This window comes from Streptomyces sp. NPDC088923 (assembly GCF_044749745.1).
GTDB lineage: Bacteria > Actinomycetota > Actinomycetes > Streptomycetales > Streptomycetaceae > Streptomyces.
Genome location: NZ_JBIVIO010000005.1, coordinates 84,788 through 105,039, shown reverse-complemented (window position 1 = coordinate 105,039; position 20,252 = coordinate 84,788). Strand labels below are relative to the sequence as shown.

Below are 20,252 nucleotides of genomic sequence, written 5' to 3'. Positions count from 1 at the left end.
CGGGTCGGCAGAGCTGAAAGCCAGCCCTTGCGGCGGCGGGGTCCCAGGAGAGGCGCCCCGCGGACGGGGGACTTAGCGTGGACAGGGCAAGCCGCTCCGCCCCCCACAGGAGGTCGCCGTTATGAAGGTCGGTGTCATCGGCGGTACGGGCCGCATCGGCTCGCGGCTCATCGCGCACCTGCGGGCCGGCGGGCACCAGGGCGTCGCCCTCGTACGGTCCGCCGGAGTGGATGTCGTGACCGGTGAGGGGCTGCGCGAGGGCCTTGAGGGTTGCGAGGTGTGTGTCGATGTGTCGACACCCCCCGCGTACGACGAGAGCGCCCGCGGCTTCCAGGAGCAGGCCATGGGCAACATGGTCGGGGCCGGGCGCGCGGCCGGCGTCGAGCACTTCGTGGTGCTCTCCATCGTCGGCTGCGACGAGGTGCCCCAGGTTCCCTATTACGCGGCGAAGGCGTACCAGGAGCAGGCCCTCGCCGACTCCGGGGTCCCGTGGTCGGTGCTGCGGGCCACGCAGTTCCACGAGTTCGTCCCGGACGTCATGGACTGGACGACCGAGCGCGGGGTCGTGCGGCTGCCGTCCACTCCGCTCCAGCCCGTCGCCGCGGCGGATGTCGTGAACCGGCTCGTGGAGGTCGTGCTCGGGCCGCCGACGCGGGACCGCGCGAACCTCGCGGGGCCCGAGTCCCTTGCCCTCGACGACCTCGCCCGGCACGTACTCGCCCTGCACCCCGACGGGCGGGCGGTCGTGACGGACGAGAACGCGGGGCTCTTCGCCGCCGTCCCGGGACGTGAGCTGACGGCGCCGCGTGACGCGACGATCGCGCCGACGACCTTCGACCAGTGGCTTCGGGAGTCCTGGCCGGCGTAGGCACGGGGCGGGCCCCCACGTTCCCACCGCGGGCACGGTGCCGGGCACACGCCCGGCACAATGGGCGGCATGGCCCGTCGTAAAGCATCCCGTACCGTCCCCGCGGCTCCCCGTACCGCCCCCGCCACCTGCCCCTGCGGCAGCCCGGCCCCGTACGCGGAGCACTGCGGCAAGCTGCACGCGGGCGGGGTCGCCGCGCGGGCCGAGGACCTCATGCGGGCCAGGTACAGCGCCTTCGTCGTGGGCGACGAGGCTTATCTGCGGCGCAGCTGGCACCCCGACACGCGTCCGGCCGTGATCGGGCTCGACGGCGGGACGCGCTGGGAGGGCCTGGAGATCGAGGCGAGCGAGCGGGGCAGCGCCTTCCACCAGGACGGGACCGTCACCTTCCGCGCCCGCTTCCGCGAGGGCGGCGCCCCCGGCGCGCTCCACGAGCGGAGCCGCTTCACGCGCGTGGGCGGGGAATGGGCGTACGTGGACGGGGACTTCCTGGACTGAGCGCGCCCCCGGGGCGGGGCGACGCTCAGGGGGCCAGGACGTCCAGTTCGTGGAGGGCGCCCACCGTGATCTCCCGCGTCAGCGCCTCCGCGCGGGCCGTGTCCCGCGCCCGTACCGCCTCGGCGACCCGCACGTGCAGCGTCACCGCGGCCGGGTCGGGGTCCTCGAACATGACCTGGTGGCGGGTGCGTCCGGTGAGGATCGCGGCGACGACGTCGCCGAGGCGCGCGAACATCTCGTTGCGCGAGGCGGTCAGCACGATGCGGTGGAACTCGACGTCGTGCACGAGGTACGCCTCCAGGCGCCGTCCGTGCGAGGTCTCGACCATGCCGAGGGCCGCCTCGGTGAGCGCCGCGCACTCCTCGGGGGTGCAGTTGCGGGCCGCGAGCCCGGCCGCGATCGGTTCGACGGCGGAGCGCAGGACGGTCAGGGAGCGGAGCTGGCGGGGCCGGTCGGCGCCCGCGAGGCGCCAGCCGATGACGCTCGGGTCGTAGACGTTCCACTCCTCGATGGGACGGACCGTCACCCCGACGCGGCGGCGTGAGCTGACGAGGCGCATCGCCTCCAGGACCCGGATCGCCTCGCGGATCACCGAGCGCGAGACCTCGAAGCGCTCGGCGAGTGCGTCGGTGCGCAGCACGCTGCCCGGCGGGTACTCGCCGCCCGTGATGGCTTTGCCCAGGTGGTCGAGTACGCGGCCGTGGAGGCCCCCGTCCTGCGAAGTCATGGGCTCAGGGTACGGTGCGTTGCGCACTCCGCAATACGTAGGACTTTTACGTCACATTCTCTTGAATACGTATGACGTATGGGCTTCAGTAGCTTGCGCAGACGATGTCGAAGAAGACAGCGAAGGACACCGAGCAGCAATGAGCACCCCCCCTGTCGTCGTGGTGATGGGCGTCGCCGGAACCGGCAAGACGACCATCGGGCCCCTCGTGGCCGAACAGCTCGGCGTCCCCTACGCCGAGGGCGACGACTTCCACCCCCCGGCCAATATCGCCAAGATGAGCGCCGGGACCCCGCTCGACGACGCGGACCGCGCCCCGTGGCTGGACGCCATCGGTCGCTGGGCGCACGGACGGGCGGGCCAGGGCGGAGTGGTCAGCTGCTCCGCGCTCAAGCGCTCCTACCGGGACCGGCTGCGTGCCGAGGCTCCCGGGCTCGTCTTCCTCCACCTCACCGGCGACCGCGCCCTCATCGAGGACCGCATGGGGCACCGTCAGGGTCACTTCATGCCGACCAGGCTCCTGGACTCGCAGTTCGCGACGCTCCAGCCGCTCGGCCCCGACGAGAGCGGCGTCGAGGTCGACGTGCGCGGCACCCCGGAGGAGATCGCGGCGCGCGCCGTCGCGGCCCTGCGGCCCTCGGCCTCCGCGCCCGCCCCCGAACCCGCGCCCTGACCGTGCGGGCCGTGCCCCGGGACGGCTTCCCCCCACGGGTTGACCCGCCCCTCCCCCACACCTCCCTCTCCCCATCCCCACTCCCCCCAAGGAAAAGACCGTGACCAGTCTCAGCGTCGAGATGCTGGCAGCGGACGCCGAGCCGATCACCTCGGCGGGCAACGCCCAGCTCGGGATAGCCGTCGTGCTCGGCATCGCCGTCATCGTCGTCCTCATCGCGAAGTTCAAGCTTCACGCCTTTCTGGCACTGACGATCGGCGCGCTCGTGCTCGGCGCCGTGGCCGGTGCCCCGCTCGACAAGGCGATCACCAGCTTCACCACGGGCCTCGGCTCGACCGTGGCCAGTACCGGCGTGCTCATCGCGCTCGGCTCGATCCTCGGCAAGCTCCTCGCCGACTCCGGGGGCGCCGACCGGATCGTGGACACGATCATCGCCAAGGCGAGCCCGAAGAAGATGCCGTGGGCCATGGTGCTCATCGCGGCCGTGATCGGTCTGCCGATCTTCTTCGAGGTCGGCATCGTGCTGCTGATCCCGGTCGTCCTGATGGTCGCCAAGCGCGGCAACTACTCCCTCATGCGGATCGGTATCCCGGCGCTCGCCGGTCTGTCGGTCATGCACGGTCTCGTCCCGCCGCACCCCGGCCCGCTCGTCGCCGTCGACGCGCTCCACGCCAACCTCGGCATCACGCTCGCGCTCGGCATCGTCGTCGCGATCCCCTCGGTGATCGTCGCCGGTCCGCTCTTCGCGCGGTACGCGGCCCGCTGGGTCGACGTGAAGGCCCCCGAGGAGATGACCCCGAAGCGCGCGAGCGACGACCTGGAGAAGACCCCCGGCTTCTTCGCCACCGTCGCGACGCTGCTCCTGCCCGTCGTCCTCATGCTGCTCAAGGCGATCGTCGACATCATCATCGACGACCCCACCGACCTGACGCAGCGCGTCTTCGACGTCATCGGCAACCCGATGTTCGCCCTCCTCGTGGCCTGCCTGCTCGGCCTCTTCACGCTGGGCCGCGCGGCCGGCTTCACGCGGGAGCGGCTCTCCGAGACCGTCGAGAAGTCGCTCATGCCGATCGCGGGCGTGCTCCTCATCGTCGCCGCCGGCGGGGGCTTCAAGCAGGTGCTCGTGGACGCGGGCGTGGGCCAGATGATCCTGGACATCTCCAAGGACTGGTCGATCCCGGCGCTCCTGCTCGCCTGGCTCATCGCGGTCATCATCCGCCTCGCCACCGGCTCCGCGACCGTCGCGACGGTCTCCGCCGCCGGGCTCGCCTCGGGCCTCGCCGACGGCATGTCCACGACCCACGTGGCACTCATGGTCCTCGCGATCGGCGCGGGCTCGCTCTTCTTCAGCCACGTCAACGACGCCGGCTTCTGGCTCGTGAAGGGCTACTTCGGCCTCGACGTGGGCCAGACCGTCAAGACGTGGTCGTTCATGGAGACGATCCTGTCGGTGATGGGCCTGGTGATGGTGCTGCTGCTGTCGCTGGTGTTGTAGCGGCGGAGGTACGAGCGTGAGGGGCGGGCCCGGAGGTACGGGCCCGCCCCTCACGCGTACGGCACGCCGGGCCGTACCGCCGTCCCGCTCAGGCCACCGCCTTCGCCGCCGCCCTGCCTGCCGTGCGGCCCGAGAAGAGGCAGCCGCCGAGGAAGGTGCCCTCCAAAGAGCGGTAGCCGTGGACGCCGCCGCCCCCGAAGCCCGCCGCCTCGCCCGCCGCGTACACGCCGGGGAGCGGGTCGCCCGCCTCGGTGAGGACGCGCGAGGAGAGGTCCGTCTCCAGGCCGCCGAGGGACTTGCGGGTCAGGATGTGGAGCTTGACGGCGACGAGCGGGCCCGCCGCCGGGTCGAGGACGCGGTGCGGCGCGGCGGCGCGGATGAGACGGTCGCCGAGGAACTTGCGGGCGCCGCGGATCGCCGTGACCTGGAGGTCCTTGGTGAAGGGGTTGGCGATCTCACGGTCGCGCTCGACGAGGACCCGGCGCAGGGCCTCCTCCTCGATGAGCGGCTTGTCCGTGAGCGCGTTCATGCCGCGTACCAGCGCGCCGAGATCCTTCTCGACGACGAAGTCCGCGCCGTGGTCCATGAACGCCTTGACCGGACCGGGGACCGCCGCGCGGGCGCGTTCGATGACGCCGCGCACGGACTTGCCGGTGAGGTCGGGGTTCTGCTCGGAGCCGGAGAGCGTGAACTCCTTGCCGATGATGCGCTGGTTGAGGACGAACCACGTGTAGCCGTGGCCCGTGCTCATGATGTGGTCGAGCGTGCCGAGCGTGTCGAAGCCGGGGAAGAGCGGGACGGGCAGGCGCCTGCCCTCGGCGTCGAGCCACAGCGAGGAGGGTCCCGGCAGGATGCGGATGCCGTGCTTCGCCCAGATCGGGTTCCAGTTCTGGATGCCCTCGGTGTAGTGCCACATGCGGTCCCCGTTGATGAGGTGCCCGCCCGCGTCCCCCGCGACCTTGAGCATGAGCCCGTCGACGTGCGCGGGCACCCCCGAGAGCAGCTTCTCGGGCGGGGTCCCGAGCCGGGCCGGCCACGCCGCGCGGACGAGGTCGTGGTTGCCGCCGATACCGCCCGTCGTGACGATCACCGCCTGGGCGCGCAGCTCGAAGGAGCCCGTCACGGTACGGCTGCTCGCGGTGCCGCGCGCGGCCCCCGAGCGCTCCAGGATCTCGCCGCTCACCGTGTCCACGCTGCCCGCGCTCCGCCCGAGCCCCGTGACGCGGTGCCGGAAGCGGAACTCGACGAGCCCCCGCGCCGCGGCGTCGCGCACGCGCCGTACGAAGGGCGCGAGCAGCCCGGGACCGGTGCCCCACGTGATGTGGAAGCGCGGGACGGAGTTGCCGTGGCCGCCCGCGTCGTAGCCGCCCCGCTCCGCCCAGCCGACGACGGGGAAGAGCCGCACCCCCATCCGGTGCAGCCACGCGCGCTTCTCACCGGCGGCGAAGTCGACGTACGCCTCGGCCCAGCGGCGCGGCCACAGGTCCTCCTCGCGGTCGAAGCCCGCCGTGCCCAGCCAGTCCTGGAGCGCCAGCTCGCGGCTGTCGCGGATGCGGAGCCTGCGCTGCTCGGGCGAGTCGACGAGGAACAGCCCGCCGAAGGACCAGTGCGCCTGGCCGCCGAGCGACTGCTCGGGTTCCTGGTCGAGGAGGATCACCTTGCGCCCGGCGTCGGCGAGTTCGGCGGTCGCCGCGAGGCCCGCGAGTCCCCCGCCGATCACGATGACGTCCGCGTCGTAGGCCATGCGGCTCTTCCTGTCCTGTGAGGCCCGTCGGCGCGGGGGCCCGTACGGGGCGGGGCCCCGCCTGCTCGGCGAGGGTTACCGGTGGGTCAGTTCCCGTCAGATCCTGGCCGGGCCAGGGGGGCGCGTCAACCGTCCGGCGGGCCTCGCGTCAACCGTCCGGAAGCGGGTACCCGTCGGGCGAAACGGGCGACGGGGCGATATCGTCGGCTCGGCAGCCACCCCCCACCCGGTGTTGAGGTGCGCGACGTGTCGGTACTGGTCCTGGTCCTGGCGGTGGCCGCCGCGTTCTGCCTGGGCACGGGCTTCGTCTTCCAGCAGAACGCCGCGCAGCACGCCCCGCCCGGCGACTTCCTCTCGCCGCGCCTCCTCCTCGTGCTCGTCCGCAAGCCGCGCTGGCTCGCGGGCATCGCGCTCATGGTCGCGGGCATGGTCCTGAGCGCGCTCGCGCTCGGCGACGGGGAGATCTCCCTCGTCGAGCCCTTCCTCGCCACCAACCTGCTCTTCGCGATGGGCCTTTCGCGCTGGCAGACGGGCCAGCCGCTGGGCCGGCAGGGGTGGAGCGGGCTCATCCTGCTCACGGGCGGCGTCGCCGCGTTCATCCTCGCGGGGCGCCCGCGCGGCGGCGACGCGATCACCGACCCGCTGCGGCGCTGGCTGATCATCGGGCTCATGCTCGGGATCGCGCTGCTCCTCGCCGCGTACGCGCGCCGCTCCCGCCTCACCGCCGCGCCCGCGCTCCTCGCCACGGGTGCCGGACTGCTGTACGGGGTGCAGGACGCCCTGACCCGGGTGAGCGGCGAGGTCTTCGGCGAGGGCGGCTTCGGGGCGCTCGTCCTGACGTGGGAGCCGTACGTCGTCGTGGCGCTCGGCATCAGCGGCCTCGTCCTCGTGCAGAGCGCCTTCGAGGCGGGCCCGCTGCGCACCTCGCTGCCCGCGCTCTCGGCGACCCAGCCGCTCGCGGGGATCGTGTGCGGGGTCGGTTTCCTGGGCGACCAGCTGCGCATGGACGCGGGGGCGCTCGCGGGCGAGGCCGCGGGGCTGGCGGCGATCGTGGTGGGGATCGTGCTCCTCGGGCGGCACCCCGCGATGCCCTCGGGGAAGGCGGAGCCGCCCCGACCGGAGAAGGACCTGCAACCGGGCTGAGCCGGAGTCCGCACGCGGCTCGCCCACCCGGCACTCCCTCTCCGCGCCGCCCGCGCGGGCGGTGGTTGGATGGCTCCATGGCTTCCGCGCATCAGACCCCCGCCGATCCCGCTGACGAGATCCTCGACGTCGTGGACCTGGACGACCGGGTGACCGGGCGGGCGCGGCGCGGGGACGTGTACGCGCGCGGGCTGCGGCACCGCTGCGTGTTCATCCGCGTCAGGGACGAGGCGGGGCGAATCTTCGTGCACCGCAGGACGCCGGGCAAACTCGTCTTCCCCTCGCACTACGACATGTTCGTCGGCGGTGTCGTGGGCGCCGGTGAGTCCTACGACGAGGCCGCGCTGCGCGAGGCGGAGGAGGAGCTGGGGGTGAGCGGGCTCGACCAACCCGTACCGCTCCTCCGCTTCCTGTACGAGGACGCCTCGGCCGGTTCCTGGTGGTCGGCCGTCTACGACGTGCGGTGCGCCCTGCCCGTCGCGCCGCAGGCCGAGGAGGTCGCCTGGCACGACTTCCTCACGGACGAGGAGCTGGCGGCCAGGCTCGGGGAATGGCCCTGGGTGCCCGACGGTCTCGCCGCCTACCACCGGCTGCGCGCGCACGATGCCCGCTGAGCGCCCCCGGGAGACCGTGCGCCGGCTCCTCTTCTCCCCCGCCCGCGTCGCGCGCGAGGGCACGACGCCCGACTACCGCTTCTCGCTCGCCAACGAGCGCACCTTCCTCGCCTGGCTGCGCACCTCCCTCGCCCTCGTCGGCGGCGGTTTCGCCGTCGACCAGTTCCTCCCCGACCTGCGCTGGGGCTGGCGCGTCGGGCTCGCGCTCGCGCTGCTCGGCTGCGGGGTGCTGTGCGCGCTGCGCGCGGTCGTGCACTGGCTGCGTTGCGAGCGCGCGATGCGGCGCGGCGAGGACCTGCCGGTGACGCGCTTCCCCGTCCTGCTCGGGCTCGTCATCGCGGCGGTCGCCGTCGTGATGGTCGTCGTCGTGCTCTTCGGGCTCGCGGGATGAGCGGAACGAGCGGGGCGGGCGGTACGGGCGGCGGGGACGGGGGCTTCGCGCGCGATCCCGGGCTCCAGCCCGAGCGGACCCGCCTCGCCTGGCGCCGTACCGCGCTCTCCGCGACCGTCGCCGGGGTCCTCGCGCTCAAGGCCGCGCTCGCGCACGGCGTGCCCCTGGTGTGGGCGGGCGGCGTCGTGCCCGTCCTGGCGCTGCTCGTCCTCGCGACGCGGCGCGCGCGGGACCTCGCGGCGCCGCGTCCGCTCGCCCTCTCGCCCCGGTGCGCACTTCTCGCCGCCTGCTGCGCCGGAACCCTGGCGCTCGCGGCCGTTCCTGTGATCCTCTGACAGTGTGACGGTACGGGTACGGCGCACGACGCCCCGGTGGCACACACATGAACTGCGGCTCGGCAGCGACGAGGTGACGAAGCGGTACCACGACACGCGGGCGGAACCCGCCGAGCGCGAGTGGCGGGCGCTCGTCCTGCTCCAGCGGCACGCGCCCGGCCTCGCCCCGCGCCCGCTGCGCCGGACGCGGGGGAGGCAACCGGACCTCGTGATGTCCCGGCTGCCCGGCGAGCCCCTGCGCGGCACCCCCGTGGTGGGCCCCCCGCTCGTGGCGCTCGCGGACTCCGTGGCCCGGCTGCTCGACGCCGTACCGCCCGCCGCCGCCGCGGCGCTGCCCGAGCGGCGCGCGGGGCGGGCCGAGGCGACCGCGCGGATACGGCAGTGGTACGCGCGCCGCACCCCCGCCGCACGGGAGCCCGCCGTGGCCGCCGTGCTCGCCGAGGGGATGCGCTGGCTGGAGCGTCCCTGGCCCGCGGTGGCCGAGGAGGCGGGGCTCGAACCCGTACTCGGGCAGGGTGACGGGAACCTCGCGAACTTCCTGTGGGACGGGGAGCGGGTGCGTGTCGTCGACTTCGAGGAGTCGGGCCGCAGCGACCGGGCCTTCGAACTCGCCGAGATCACCGAGCACGTCGGCTCGTGGATCGACCCCGGCACGGTCTTCGACGCCGAGGAGTTCCTCGGCCTGGTGCCGCTGGACGCGGGCGAGCGGATCAGGCTCCTGGAGTGCCGGCGGCTGATCGCCCTCGTCTGGCTGCTCATGCTCACGCGCGACGACCCGGCGCGCCCGCGCAACCCGCGCGGCACGGTGCGCTCGCAGGCGGCCCGGCTCGACGCGCTGCTCGGGCAGGAGGGCTGAGCGCCGCCCCGGGCGGACCCGTGGGACGGATCACGGTACCCCGTCTGGACGACATACCGACTAGTCGGCATGATGATCCGGAAGAGCCTTGGGAACAGTGGCAGTGCCCGCCGAACCGTGGCAGCGCCTTGGAGCCAGTGAAGGAGTCGAGCATGAGTGAGGACCCCCCGCCGGGCCTGGACCCCGGGCGGCTGCGCGCGTACCTGGACCGGGAACGGCCCGGGCTCGTGGCGGGCCCGCTGGGGGCGCGGCTCATCGAGGGTGGCCGGTCCAATCTGACGTACGCGGTGACCGACGGGGCCCGCCGCTGGGTCGTGCGGCGCCCGCCGCTCGGCCACGTGCTCGCGACGGCGCACGACATGCGCCGCGAGTACCGCGTGATGACGGCGCTCGCCGGGACACCCGTACCGGTGCCGCCGACCGTGCTGCTGTGCGAGGGCGAGAGCGCCGAGGCGGTGCTCGGGGCGCCGTTCTACGTCATGGACTTCGTCGAGGGCACCCCGTACCGCACCGCCGGCCAGCTCGCCGGGCTCGGCCCGGAGCGCACGCGCGCCACCGTGCTCTCGCTCGTGGACACGCTCGTGGACCTGCACGCGGTGGACCCGCAGGCGGTGGGGCTCGGAGACTTCGGGCACCCGGACGGCTTCCTGGAGCGGCAGTTGCGCCGCTGGGCGAAGCAGCTCGACGCCTCGCGCAGCCGCGAGCTGCCGGGGATCGACCAGCTACAGGAAGCCCTTGCCGCGCGGCTGCCGCGCTCCCCCGCGCCGACGGTCGTGCACGGCGACTACCGGCTCGACAACGTCCTCGTGGACGCGGAGGACCGCATCACGGCCGTACTGGACTGGGAGATGTCCACGCTCGGCGACCCGCTCACCGACCTCGGCCTCCTCGCGATGTACAGCACGCCGCTGGAGCTGCCGGGCTCCCCGATCTCGACGAGCGCCTCCGCGCCCGGGCACCCGCTGCCCGGCGAACTGATCGAGCGGTACGCGGCCCGCTCGGGCCGGGACGTCTCGGCGCTGTCCTGGTACACGGCCTTCGCCTGGTTCAAGCTCGCCGTGATCCTGGAGGGCATCCACTACCGCTTCACGCGCGGGCAGACCGTCGGCGCGGGCTTCGACCGCATCGGCGAACTCGTCCCCGTCTTCCTGCACCACGGCCTCACCACCCTCAAGGAGGGCTGATCCATGGACTTCGCTTTCGACGCGCGCACCGAGGAACTGCGGTCGAGGCTGCTCGCCTTCATGGACGCGCACGTCCACCCGGCCGAGAAGACGGACGCCGAACAGCGCGCCGCGCTCGACTCGCCGTGGCGCACGACGGACGTCGTCCGGGAGCTGAAGGCCGAGGCGCGGCGGCAGGGCCTGTGGAACCTGTTCCTCCCGGACAGCGCGTACGGGGCCGGGCTGACGAACCTCCAGTACGCGCCGCTCGCCGAGATCACCGGGCGCAGCCCGCACCTCGCGCCGCTCGCCACGAACTGCGCCGCGCCCGACACGGGGAACATGGAGGTGCTGCACCAGTTCGGCACCGAGGAGCAGAAGAAACGGTGGCTGGAGCCGCTGCTCGCGGGCGAGATCCGCTCGGCCTTCGCGATGACCGAGCCGGACGTGGCCTCCTCGGACGCGACGAACATCGAGACGCGTATCGAGCGCGACGGCGACGAATACGTCATCACGGGCCGCAAGTGGTACATCTCCGGGGCGATGAACCCCGATTGCGCGATCTTCATCGTGATGGGCAAGACGGACCCGGACGGGGCCGACATCCGCCGCCAGCAGTCGATGATCCTCGTCCCGCGCGACACTCCGGGCGTCGAGGTGCGGCGCGCGATGTCGGTGTACGGCTTCCAGGACCACGCGCACGGGGGGCACGCGGAGGTCGTCTTCGACCACGCGCGGGTCCCGGCCGCGAACCTCGTCGGCGAGGAGGGCGGCGGCTTCGCGATCGCGCAGGCGCGGCTCGGTCCGGGGCGCATCCACCACTGCATGCGGCTCATCGGGATGGCCGAGCGGGCGATCGACCTCATGTGCGGGCGCGCGGTCTCCCGTACGGCCTTCGGAAAGCCGCTCGCCGCGCAGGGCGTCGTGGGCGAGTGGATCGCGGACGCGCGGGTCGCGGTGGAGCAGTTGCGGCTGCTCGTGCTGAAGACGGCGTGGCTCATGGACACGGTGGGGAACAAGGGGGCGCACACCGAGATCCAGGCGATCAAGATCGCGACGCCGCGGACGGTGGTCGAGATCCTCGACAAGGCGGTGCAGTTGTACGGGGCGGGCGGGGTGAGCCAGGACTATCCGCTGGCGGAGTTGTGGGCCGCCGCGCGGACCTTGCGGTTGGCGGATGGGCCGGACGAGGTGCATCAGCGGTCGCTCGCGCGGCGGGAGCTGAAGCGCTTCGCTTGATGGCGGGTCGTGGGGTCCGCCCCTCGCGGGGCGGGCCCCCTTTCGCGCTGCGCGCGGTGTCCTCAAACTCCCCCAGCCTTCGGCCGGGAGGTACCCCCAGACGGGCTGGATTTGGTGCGGGGGATTTTCGCGGGGGCCGATTCGCGCTTCGCGCGGTGTCCTCAATCGCCCGACGGGCTGGTTTTTGGTGCCGGTCGCGAATTTGGTGCGGGATTGCTCAGCGCCCTCAGCAGCAGGTCCGCCAAGTGGTCCGCCACTTCCTGGGGGCCCATCGGGCCCCCAGGCTTGTACCAGGTGGCCAGGTGGTGGACTGAGCCGAAGTGGTAGTCGACGACCAGGTCGGCGGGGGTCGCAGTGGAGAAGACGCCCTCTTTCTGGCCCAGTTCGATGAGGGCGCGGAAGCGTTCGTGGTAGCGGCGGCGTTCGGCGCGTACTTCCTTGTTCTTCTCGGGGCTCAGGTGGTGCATCGAGCGGAAGAAGATCGCGGCGTCGTCGAGGTTCTCGATCGTGGTGACGACGACGTCGGCCGCCGCCGCGCGCAGGCGGTCGGCGACCGGCCCTTCCGCGTTCACGTACGTGTCCAGGCGCTGTTGCTGGAGGCGCAGGACGCGGGCGTAGACCTCCTGGAGGAGGTCCTCCTTCGAGCCGAAGTAGTGGTAGAGCGCGCCCTTGGTGACCCCGGCCGCCTCCACGATCTCCTGCACCGAGGTGCGGTCGTAGCCCTGCTCCGCGAAGAGCCGCGTCGCGGCGGCGAGCAGCCGCTGGGGCACGGGGGTGCCGTCCCCCTCCGTCGTCCTGGCCACCGCTGCCGCCGCCTCTCGCTCTCGTACCGGTCGTTCTAGCTGGAACGCAGTTCCCGCCGCAGAATCTTCCCACTCGTCGTCTTCGGCAGCTCCGGCAGGATCTCGACCTCGCGCGGGTACTTGTAGGCGGCGAGGCGCTCGCGGCAGTACGCGACGAGCGACGCGGCGTCCGCGGGGCTGTCGGGCCGCAGGCTCACGTACGCCTTGACGGACTCGCCGCGGTAGGAGTCGGGGACGCCCACCACGGCGGCCTCGCGCACGGCGGGGTGGCTGTAGAGGACGTCCTCGACCTCGCGCGGCCAGACCTTGAAGCCCGAGGCGTTGATCATGTCCTTCTTGCGGTCGACGACGTAGAGCCAGCCGTCCGCGTCCATGATGCCGATGTCCCCGGTGCGCAGTTCGCCGCCCGGGAAGGTCTCGGCGGTCGCCTCGGGGCGCTGCCAGTACCCGGGGACGACCTGCGGGCCGCTCACGACGATCTCGCCGCTCACGCCGAGGGGTACCTCTCGGCCCTCGTCGTCGAGGATGCGTACGACGGTCTCGGGTCCCGGCACGCCGACCGCGAGGGTGCCGGACTCCGCGTCGACGGGGGCGCGGCGGCCCGGGGGCACGGAGGCGCAGGGGGCCGTGCACTCGGTGAGGCCGTAGCCGTTGTGGATGTACGGGCCGAAGCGCTCGGCGAAGCCGTCGACGAGGGCGGGCGGCAGCGGGGCGCCGCCGGAGGCGATGTAGGTGAAGGAGGCGAAGTGGTCCCGCCTCGCCTCGGGGCGGGCCGCGAGGGCCATGAAGGCGGTCGCCGGGCCGACGGTGTAGGCGGGGCGGTGCTCGGCGAAGGCGTCGAGCACGACTCCGGGCTCGAAGCGGTACGTGAGGATCAGCGTCCCCGCGTTGAAGAGGCAGGCGGCGAGTTCGCAGACCATGCCGGTGATGTGGAAGAGCGGCGCGAGCGCGAAGTAGCCGGCGCCCTCGGGGATGCCCGACCCGGTGCGCTGGCGCTCGGCGTTGTAGGCGATGTTCGCGTGCGTGTTGGTGGCGCCCTTGGGCGTGCCGCTCGTGCCGGAGGTGTAGCTGATGAGGGCCGTGTCGGCACCGCCCGGGAGGACGAGGTCGGGGGCCGCGTGCCCGGCGCGGGCGACGGCTTCCAGGTCCTCGGTGTCGGCGGGGCGCGGCAGCGGCTCCCAGGTGAGGACGCGGGAATCCTCACGGGACTGGAAGCCGTGCTCGTCGGCGGTGAGCGCGAACCGTACGGGGCTGCCCTCGACGGCTTCGCGCAGGTACTTCTCCCAGGCGCGGCCGGAGCAGATGAGGGCGCTCACGCCCGCGTCCCCGAAGACGTGCCGCACCTCGCCCGTCGTGTACATCGGGTTGACGGGCACGACGACGGCGCCCGCGCGCCAGGCGCCGAGGAGCGCGAGGACGAAGTGCGGGGTGTTCTGGAGCATGAGCGCGACGCGGTCGCCGGGGCGGATGCCGCGCGCGGCGAGGTGCCCCGCGACGGAGGCGGACAGCGCCTCGGTCTCCGCGTAGCCGAGGCGGCCGTCGAAGTAGGCGAGCGCGGTGCGTTCCGGGTGCGCGGCGGCGACGGCGAGGAAGGCGTGGACGGCCGAGTGCGGAGGGGTCACCGGCTGCCGCTGGGCCTCGTTGAGCACGCCGAGCCAGGGCTTCGCCGCGTAGGGAGACGTGGTCACCGCGTGGCCTCCCACTTCTGCTGGAGGTGGTTCATGGAGGTGAGCCAGGCGTCCGGGTCCGTGGCGCGGGCGCGGTAGTAGGCAGCGGTGCCCGGGTGCGGGAGGACGAGGAAGCGGTCCTCCGCCATCGCGGCGAGGAGCGCGTCGGCGACGGCGGCGGGCTCGACGGCGGTGGGGCGCAGCACGAGGTCGCCCGCGCTCCCGGCCGCGTCGAGCATCTCGGTGCGGACGCCCTCCGGGCACACGGCGTGCACGCGCAGGCCGCGGTGGCGGTACGTGACGGAGAGCCACTCGGCGAAGGCGAGGGCGCCGTGCTTCGTGACGCTGTACGGGGCCGAGCCGATCATGGTGAGGAGCCCGGCCGCGGAGACGGTCGACACGAAGCGGCCGGTGCCGCGCTCCAGCCAGTCGGGGAGGAGGGTGTCGGCGGCGCGGACGTGGGCCATGACGTTGAGGTCCCAGGCGCGGGCCCACGCCTCGGCCGGGGCGGCCTCGGTGCCCGGGTCGCCGACGCCCGCGTTGGCGCAGTAGACGTCGACGCGCCCGCCGAGCGCCTCGCGGGCCCGCTCGGCCACCGTCGCGGCGTCGCCGGGGACCGCGAGTCCGCCGATCTCCTCGGCGACGGCCGCGGCGCGCTCGGGGTCGCGGTCGTTGACGGCGACCCGCGCGCCCTCGCCGGCGAACCGGCGGGCGAGCGCCGCGCCGATCCCGGCTCCCGCGCCGGTCACGACGACGGCGGCGTCCTTCAGGGATTCCACGAGCGGGTCTCCTTCGACTCGACGCTGAGACGCGGACCGGGAGCGCCCTGCCTGTCGCCCCGGCCCGTACCGGGCAGACTAACCAGTCGGTATGTCATGGGGGAAGGGGTGCGACAGGAGCGCGGCAGGCATGGTCACGGGAGGTGACAAGGGTTAGCGTGCGGGGCACACCAGTACCCGGCGATCTTGGAAGGCATGGCATGAACCTGTCCAGAAGAGGGCTATTGGCGGCGGGCGGGCTCGCGGGCGCGGGCGCGCTCACCCCGGCGTTCGCCTCCCCCGCCGCCGCCGCGCCGCGTGGCACCCGTACCGGATTCGAGGTCCTCGCGGAGGACGGCTACCGGCTGCTCGCGGGAAGAGCGGTCGGTCTCGTCACCAACCCGACGGGGGTGACGCGGGACCTGCGCCACCTCGTGGACGTCCTGCACGCCGAGCCGCGCGTGCGGCTCACGGCCGTCTTCGGGCCGGAGCACGGTTTCCGGGGCACGGCGCAGGCGGGCGGTTCGGAGGGGAAGAGCACGGACCCGGCGACCGGGCTGCCCGTCTACGACACGTACCTGAAGAGCGGTCAGGCGCTCGCGGACGTCTTCACCGCCTCGGGCGTGGACACGGTGGTGTTCGACATCCAGGACGCGGGGGCGCGCTTCTACACGTACATCTGGACCCTGTACGACTGCATGGAGGCGGCGGCGCTCGCGGGGAAGCGGTTCGTGGTGCTCGACCGGCCGAACCCGCTGGGCGGCCGGGAGGCGTACGGACCGGTGCTGCACAAGGAGTTCGCGAGCTTCGTGGGGCGCGAGCCGATCGCGCAGCAGCACGGGATGACGGTCGCGGAGCTGGCGGGGCTCTTCAACGGGGAGTTCCTGGCGAAGCCGGTGCGCCTGGAGACGGTGCTGATGCGGGGCTGGCGGCGTACGGACTTCTACGACGCGAGCGGGCTGCCGTGGGTGCCGCCGAGCCCGAACATGCCGACCCCGGACACGGCGCTCGTCTACCCGGGCACGTGCCTGTTCGAGGGCACGACGCTCTCCGAGGGGCGCGGCACGACACGGCCCTTCGAACTCCTCGGCGCCAAGGGGATCGACGCGCGCTGGGCGGCGGAGGCGAACGCGCTCGGGCTGCCCGGGGTGCGCTTCCGGGAGGCGTACTTCGCGCCCTCGTTCTCGAAGTTCACGGGCGAGACGATCGGCGGGGTGCAGGTGCACGTCACCGACCGCGAGCGCTTCGAGCCGGTACGGACCGGGATCGGGCTGCTCGTGACCGCGAAGAAGGTGTGGCCGGACTTCGCGTGGCGCGAGGACCTGGCGATCGACCGGCTGAGCGGGTCCACGACCGTGCGGAGGATGGTCGACGCGGGGGCGGGCACGGACGCGATCACGGCGGCGTGGGCGGCGGAGCTGGCGCGCTTCCGGCGGACGCGGCGGAAGTACCTGCTGTACAGGTGACGCGGCGGGGCGGGGCGAGGGGCGGCGCCCGCGCGGGTCGCCGCCCCTCCCCCGTACCTCAGCCGTGCCTCAGCGGTGGCGCGGGTACTCCACGACCTGCTGGTAGGTGGGCCGGTTCTGCCACTGGAAGGGCTGGTGCGTGATGCCGCCCAGCGCGCGGTGGATGATCGCGTCCGAGCACCACTGGTCGCCCGCCGCGCAGGAGTCGTCCCCGGGGTAGACCTGGTCGGCGGGGACGGCGGCGGCCTGCGCGAGCGTCGTGAGGAGCGTCGTCCGGCAGGCGCTCAGGTCGCCCGCGCCGCAGTACTTCGCGCCGAGCGGGCCCTCGACCTTGTCGCCGAGCACGGCGCGCAGGTCCTTGGAGACGTAGCCCCACCAGCCGTACTGGAACGCGGAACCCGCGTGCGCCCCGGTCGGGCCGTGCGCGGCGGAGGGGGACTCGTCGACGGTGAGGAGCGAGGTGAGCGAGGCGTAGAGCCCGTCGCCGAGCCCGGGCTTGAACTCGGCCTCGACCAGGCGCGGCCACCACGCGTCCATGATCCGCACGGCGTCGCTGTGCCCGTACGACTTCGAGCCCTTCGAGGTCTCCTTGCGCCGCGCCCCGTCGTCGAGCCAGGACTCCAGCTGCTGGACCGCCGCCGCCTGTTGGGGATCGGTGACGGGCTGGCTGCGGATCACCTTCAGGAGCGTCGGCAGGACGTCCTCGCCGCGCAGGTCGGTGACGGCGGCGTCGGCCATGGCACGCGTGAGCGAGGCGCGCGTGACGCCGCCCTTGTCCGCGAGTGCCTTGACCCGGTCGTCCAGGAGGTCGGCGCGGTGCACGGCGCCGAGGCTCAGGTTGGCGGCGGTGTAGCCCTTGGCCTGCTTGTTGTTCCAGGAGACGTAGTAGTCCTGGTTGACCGACTGCGGGTGCTGGTTTGGCGGGGTGAGCGCCGAGGTGTTGTCGGTGGGGTCGAAGTCCTTCCACTCGTAGGCGGGTTCTGCCTTCACCGGGAAGGTGCCGTCGACGTTCGCTGCGCGCACGGGGTTGGAGCCCGAGTTGTAGTAGGCGATGTCGCGCGAGTCGGCGTAGAACCAGTTGAAGGCGTAGGCGATGTGGCTCGCGGCGTCCTGGAAGCTCTTGGCGTCCTTGACGTAGCCGGGGTCGTTGAGCATCTGGAAGCCGACGATCGAATCGGCCTCGTGCCGGTACGTGGAGCGCAGCGAGGTGTACGCGACGGGCTTGCCGCCGACCGTGGCGCGGTGGGTCACGACGCCGTACTTGGTGCGGAAGACCCGCATGCGGTACGAGCCCTTCGCGGTGGAGTCCGCGAGGGTCGGGTTCCAGGAGTTGACCCGCTCCAGCTTCTCCATCGGCGTGCAGGTGCCGTGGTAGCGGTAGCCGGTGGAGTCCTTGGTGGCCGCCGAGCCGTCCGCGTTGCACAGCTCGACCGCGTACGTGTCGGTGATGTCCTGCCCCGCGCTGGTCGCGGACCACGAGTAGTCCTGGCCGCGCCCGAGCTGGATGTACATGCCGACGCCCGCGAAGGAGACGCCGCGCGCGCTGATGCCGGGGCCCTGGAGTTCCTGCTGCATGAGCAGTTGCGGGGCGAAGTAGCCGGTCTGCGGGCCGAAGACGGCGACCGGGTGCCCGCTCGCGGTCTTCCTGCCGGAGACGAGCAGGGCGTTGGACATGCCCTTCCTGCTCGCGTCCCCGGAGAAGAGGTCGCTCGGCAGGACGCCGTCGTCGAAGACGCCTTGCAAGGGCTTGAGGCTCTTCGGCGCCTTGACGGGGTCCTTGGCCGGGGTGGACTGCGCGGCACTGCCGGTGCGGTCGAAGAGGAGCGGCTCCTTGGTGACGGAGCCCGCGTCGGGCATCGCGAGCCCGGCGGCGTTCGCGGGCTTCTCCGCGTACGGGAAGGCCGTGCCGTCGTGGATCGTGGAGACGGTCTCGGGGTCGTCGCGCTGGCGGAAGGACTCCCAGACCTGGGTGCCCTTCTCGACGCCGTACTTCTGCTGCGCCGACAGGAGCGAGAGCGCCTGGTCGACCTCGCCGCCGCCGCCGTTGCCGAAGAGCCCGCCGACGACGGAGGCGAGCGCGATCATGTCGGTGACCTTGAACGGCTCGATGTCACCGGCGTTGGTGATCGGGTCGATCTTGCCCGTCAGGTCGTACTCGCCGGGGAAGTAGCGGCCCTTCTTCGACTTCTCGCGGTAGGCGTTGAGGCCGTCGATGTACGCCTGCGCGTCGTCCATGGCCTGCTCGCCGCGCGCGCCGTTGTGGTCGCGGATGTAGTCGACCTGCTTCTGGAGATCGTCCTCGGTGTACGGGGCCTGCGGCCAGAACTCCTGCTCCAGGCCCTGGTTGGCGAGCGCGCCGCCCGCGAAGGAGGTCAGCTCACCGCGGCCGATGTGCCGGAAGAGGTCGATGAGCCACATGCGGTCCTGGCCCGCCGCGTACCCGGCGCCGAACTCGGTGCCGTAGCGCGTCGTGCCCTTGATGTGCGGGATGCCGTACTTCTTGTCGCGCGTGATCGTGACGTCGTCGCGCGGCGAGGTCACGGACTCCGTGTCCGCCTTGCTCACTCCGAAGGAGGCGTCGTCGAAGAAATTTCCGAGCTGTGCGTCCGTGAGGGAGGGGTACCCGGACGACAGGGAGTCATAGGTGGCGAGCTGGTCCTCGGCGTGCTTGGGCTGGGTGCCGAAGACCTTGTGGGCGAGGATCTCCGCGAGCGTCGCGTTTCCATTGGTTCCCGGCGGCAGGATGTCCGCGCACTGCTGGTCGCAGTAGTCGTCCGGGTCACCGGCGGCGACGGCGGTCCCGGCCGCGAGCGGGCTCAACAGGCCCGCGGTGAGCGCGAACACGGCGGCGGCGACGAAGGTGGTGGTTCTTCGCGTGGTACGGGTGACGCGGGACGAGACGGCGGTACGGATCGAGGCGGTACGGGCTGAGGCGGTACGGGCGTGGTGCGCTGGGCCACGGCCGGCGAGTCGGCCGTGGTGGGGGGTGCGGCTCCGCATCCTGGCTCCAATCGCCCCCACGGAGGGGGAGGTTCCCGACAAGGGTGAGCGGGAGGTTACCGCCGGTACGCCCAGTGGGGGCATGGGTCGGTGGACCTGTTCGCAGGATCGGCGCAAAGCCGCCGCTTCCTCGGGGGAGCCGAACGAGGGGCTGCCTCGTCCGAACGACAGCACCCCGAGAGCGGTGCCGGTACGGATGACGGAGGTGCAGGGCTGATGGCCGGATTCCGGAGTCTCGCGAGACAGGCCCGCGACCCGCGGGCGGATTTGGCACTGCGGCGCTGGAGTCTGCGCAAGTGCCTGGAGATCTTCGCCCCTTACGGGCACCGGGCGACGTGGGACCACTTGTGCGCGCGCTGGGGCTTCGGTCCCGAGGACCGCGCCCCCGACCCCGCGAGGCTGCGGGGCGCGGTGGACGAACTGGAGCGGGCGCGCGAGGTGTGGCTCGCCTACGAACGGGCCTTCGCGGCCCGGCGGCGGGCCGAGAAGCGGGCGGGGCTGCGCCGCCCGGGCGCGGTGGACGACTGGCACCGGCGCACGTGGGGCGGTTTCGGGATCGCCTGGTGCGCGGCCCCGGGCACGCACCCGGACGCCCCGCTGCCCGAGGTGCTCGGGCGGCTCATCGCGGCCCTGGAGCGGGAACCGGGCGAGCGGTGCCCGGTGTGCGGGAGCGGGGCGCTGCGCTGGCGCGAGGACGTGGCACCGCTCTGCACGGGCTGCGGCATCACGGTCCCGCTCCCGGCGCTGAGCACGGCGGCGGTGCGGCGGGCGCGCGGCGAGGGGCGGGCCCTGGTGGGGGTGTGAGGCAGGGC

19 protein-coding genes are annotated in these 20,252 nt (G+C 73.0%); 13 read left to right on the top strand and 6 right to left on the bottom strand.

What is annotated here, in order from left to right; all coding sequences use genetic code 11:
* Positions 1-121: 121 nt before the first annotated feature.
* Entirely contained in the window at positions 122-868 is a 747-nt protein-coding gene (locus ACIP4O_RS20805) for an NAD(P)H-binding protein (protein WP_361331745.1), read from the top strand.
* Between the two features lie 69 nt (positions 869-937).
* Complete coding sequence (locus ACIP4O_RS20800) at positions 938-1,366, top strand: YchJ family protein (RefSeq protein ID WP_401576396.1); 429 nt, start codon at positions 938-940, stop codon at positions 1,364-1,366.
* A gap of 25 nt (positions 1,367-1,391) precedes the next feature.
* Here ACIP4O_RS20800 and ACIP4O_RS20795 read toward each other — a convergent pair whose 3' ends face one another.
* Positions 1,392-2,093, bottom strand: coding sequence for a FadR/GntR family transcriptional regulator (locus ACIP4O_RS20795; protein ID WP_361331749.1), 702 nt, complete (start codon positions 2,091-2,093; stop codon positions 1,392-1,394).
* A gap of 139 nt (positions 2,094-2,232) precedes the next feature.
* Between ACIP4O_RS20795 and ACIP4O_RS20790 the strand changes: the two genes are divergently transcribed.
* Together ACIP4O_RS20790 and ACIP4O_RS20785 are read left to right on the top strand one after the other, a co-directional pair.
* Positions 2,233-2,766 carry a gluconokinase gene (locus tag ACIP4O_RS20790; protein WP_361331751.1) on the top strand — a complete coding sequence of 178 codons (534 nt, stop codon included), beginning with the start codon at positions 2,233-2,235 and terminating at the stop codon, positions 2,764-2,766.
* A gap of 100 nt (positions 2,767-2,866) precedes the next feature.
* Positions 2,867-4,261 carry a GntP family permease gene (locus ACIP4O_RS20785; RefSeq protein ID WP_401576394.1) on the top strand — a complete coding sequence of 465 codons (1,395 nt, stop codon included), beginning with the start codon at positions 2,867-2,869 and terminating at the stop codon, positions 4,259-4,261.
* An 88-nt stretch (positions 4,262-4,349) separates the two neighbouring features.
* Here ACIP4O_RS20785 and ACIP4O_RS20780 read toward each other — a convergent pair whose 3' ends face one another.
* Positions 4,350-6,005 (bottom strand): FAD-binding dehydrogenase, encoded by a 1,656-nt coding sequence (locus ACIP4O_RS20780; protein WP_401576392.1) that lies wholly within the window; start codon positions 6,003-6,005, stop codon positions 4,350-4,352.
* Positions 6,006-6,251: 246 nt separating this feature from the next.
* On the opposite strand from ACIP4O_RS20780, the gene ACIP4O_RS20775 reads away from it, so the two are divergent.
* The 7 genes from ACIP4O_RS20775 (at position 6,252) to ACIP4O_RS20745 (ending at position 11,746) form a co-directional block, all read left to right on the top strand.
* Positions 6,252-7,148: a DMT family transporter gene (locus tag ACIP4O_RS20775; protein ID WP_361331755.1), complete on the top strand. Its 897-nt coding sequence runs from the start codon at positions 6,252-6,254 to the stop codon at positions 7,146-7,148.
* Between the two features lie 77 nt (positions 7,149-7,225).
* The gene (locus tag ACIP4O_RS20770; RefSeq protein WP_361331757.1) at positions 7,226-7,762 is read left to right on the top strand and encodes an NUDIX domain-containing protein; all 537 of its coding nucleotides are present in this window, start codon (positions 7,226-7,228) and stop codon (positions 7,760-7,762) included.
* Positions 7,752-8,153 carry a YidH family protein gene (locus ACIP4O_RS20765; protein WP_401576390.1) on the top strand — a complete coding sequence of 134 codons (402 nt, stop codon included), beginning with the start codon at positions 7,752-7,754 and terminating at the stop codon, positions 8,151-8,153. Before ACIP4O_RS20770 ends, ACIP4O_RS20765 begins: the two co-directional genes overlap by 11 nt.
* Positions 8,150-8,488, top strand: a complete 339-nt coding sequence (locus ACIP4O_RS20760; RefSeq protein WP_401576388.1) for a DUF202 domain-containing protein — start codon at positions 8,150-8,152, stop codon at positions 8,486-8,488. The genes ACIP4O_RS20765 and ACIP4O_RS20760 overlap by 4 nt, the downstream gene beginning before the upstream one ends.
* 4 nt (positions 8,489-8,492) lie before the next feature.
* Positions 8,493-9,344: a phosphotransferase family protein gene (locus ACIP4O_RS20755; protein ID WP_401576386.1), complete on the top strand. Its 852-nt coding sequence runs from the start codon at positions 8,493-8,495 to the stop codon at positions 9,342-9,344.
* A gap of 152 nt (positions 9,345-9,496) precedes the next feature.
* Positions 9,497-10,528 carry a phosphotransferase family protein gene (locus ACIP4O_RS20750; RefSeq protein ID WP_401576384.1) on the top strand — a complete coding sequence of 344 codons (1,032 nt, stop codon included), beginning with the start codon at positions 9,497-9,499 and terminating at the stop codon, positions 10,526-10,528.
* A 3-nt stretch (positions 10,529-10,531) separates the two neighbouring features.
* Positions 10,532-11,746, top strand: coding sequence for an acyl-CoA dehydrogenase family protein (locus ACIP4O_RS20745; protein WP_401576382.1), 1,215 nt, complete (start codon positions 10,532-10,534; stop codon positions 11,744-11,746).
* 161 nt (positions 11,747-11,907) lie between these two features.
* On the opposite strand, the gene ACIP4O_RS20740 is transcribed toward ACIP4O_RS20745, so the two are convergent.
* From ACIP4O_RS20740 to ACIP4O_RS20730, 3 genes are read right to left on the bottom strand one after another with little or no spacing between them, the layout of a single operon-like run.
* On the bottom strand, positions 11,908-12,549 hold the full coding sequence (locus tag ACIP4O_RS20740; protein ID WP_401576380.1) for a TetR/AcrR family transcriptional regulator: 642 nt from the start codon (positions 12,547-12,549) through the stop codon (positions 11,908-11,910).
* A gap of 35 nt (positions 12,550-12,584) precedes the next feature.
* Positions 12,585-14,237: a class I adenylate-forming enzyme family protein gene (locus ACIP4O_RS20735; RefSeq protein ID WP_401576379.1), complete on the bottom strand. Its 1,653-nt coding sequence runs from the start codon at positions 14,235-14,237 to the stop codon at positions 12,585-12,587.
* Positions 14,234-14,995, bottom strand: a complete 762-nt coding sequence (locus tag ACIP4O_RS20730; RefSeq protein ID WP_401576377.1) for an SDR family oxidoreductase — start codon at positions 14,993-14,995, stop codon at positions 14,234-14,236. The genes ACIP4O_RS20735 and ACIP4O_RS20730 overlap by 4 nt, the downstream gene beginning before the upstream one ends.
* Positions 14,996-15,195: 200 nt before the next feature.
* Between ACIP4O_RS20730 and ACIP4O_RS20725 the strand changes: the two genes are divergently transcribed.
* Complete coding sequence (locus ACIP4O_RS20725; protein WP_401576376.1) at positions 15,196-16,440, top strand: exo-beta-N-acetylmuramidase NamZ domain-containing protein; 1,245 nt, start codon at positions 15,196-15,198, stop codon at positions 16,438-16,440.
* 69 nt (positions 16,441-16,509) lie between these two features.
* On the opposite strand, the gene ACIP4O_RS20720 is transcribed toward ACIP4O_RS20725, so the two are convergent.
* Positions 16,510-19,440, bottom strand: a complete 2,931-nt coding sequence (locus tag ACIP4O_RS20720) for a penicillin acylase family protein (RefSeq protein WP_401576374.1) — start codon at positions 19,438-19,440, stop codon at positions 16,510-16,512.
* 216 nt (positions 19,441-19,656) lie between these two features.
* Here ACIP4O_RS20720 and ACIP4O_RS20715 point away from each other — a divergent pair, with 216 nt between their 5' ends.
* Positions 19,657-20,244, top strand: coding sequence for a hypothetical protein (locus tag ACIP4O_RS20715; RefSeq protein WP_401576373.1), 588 nt, complete (start codon positions 19,657-19,659; stop codon positions 20,242-20,244).
* Positions 20,245-20,252 lie beyond the last annotated feature (8 nt).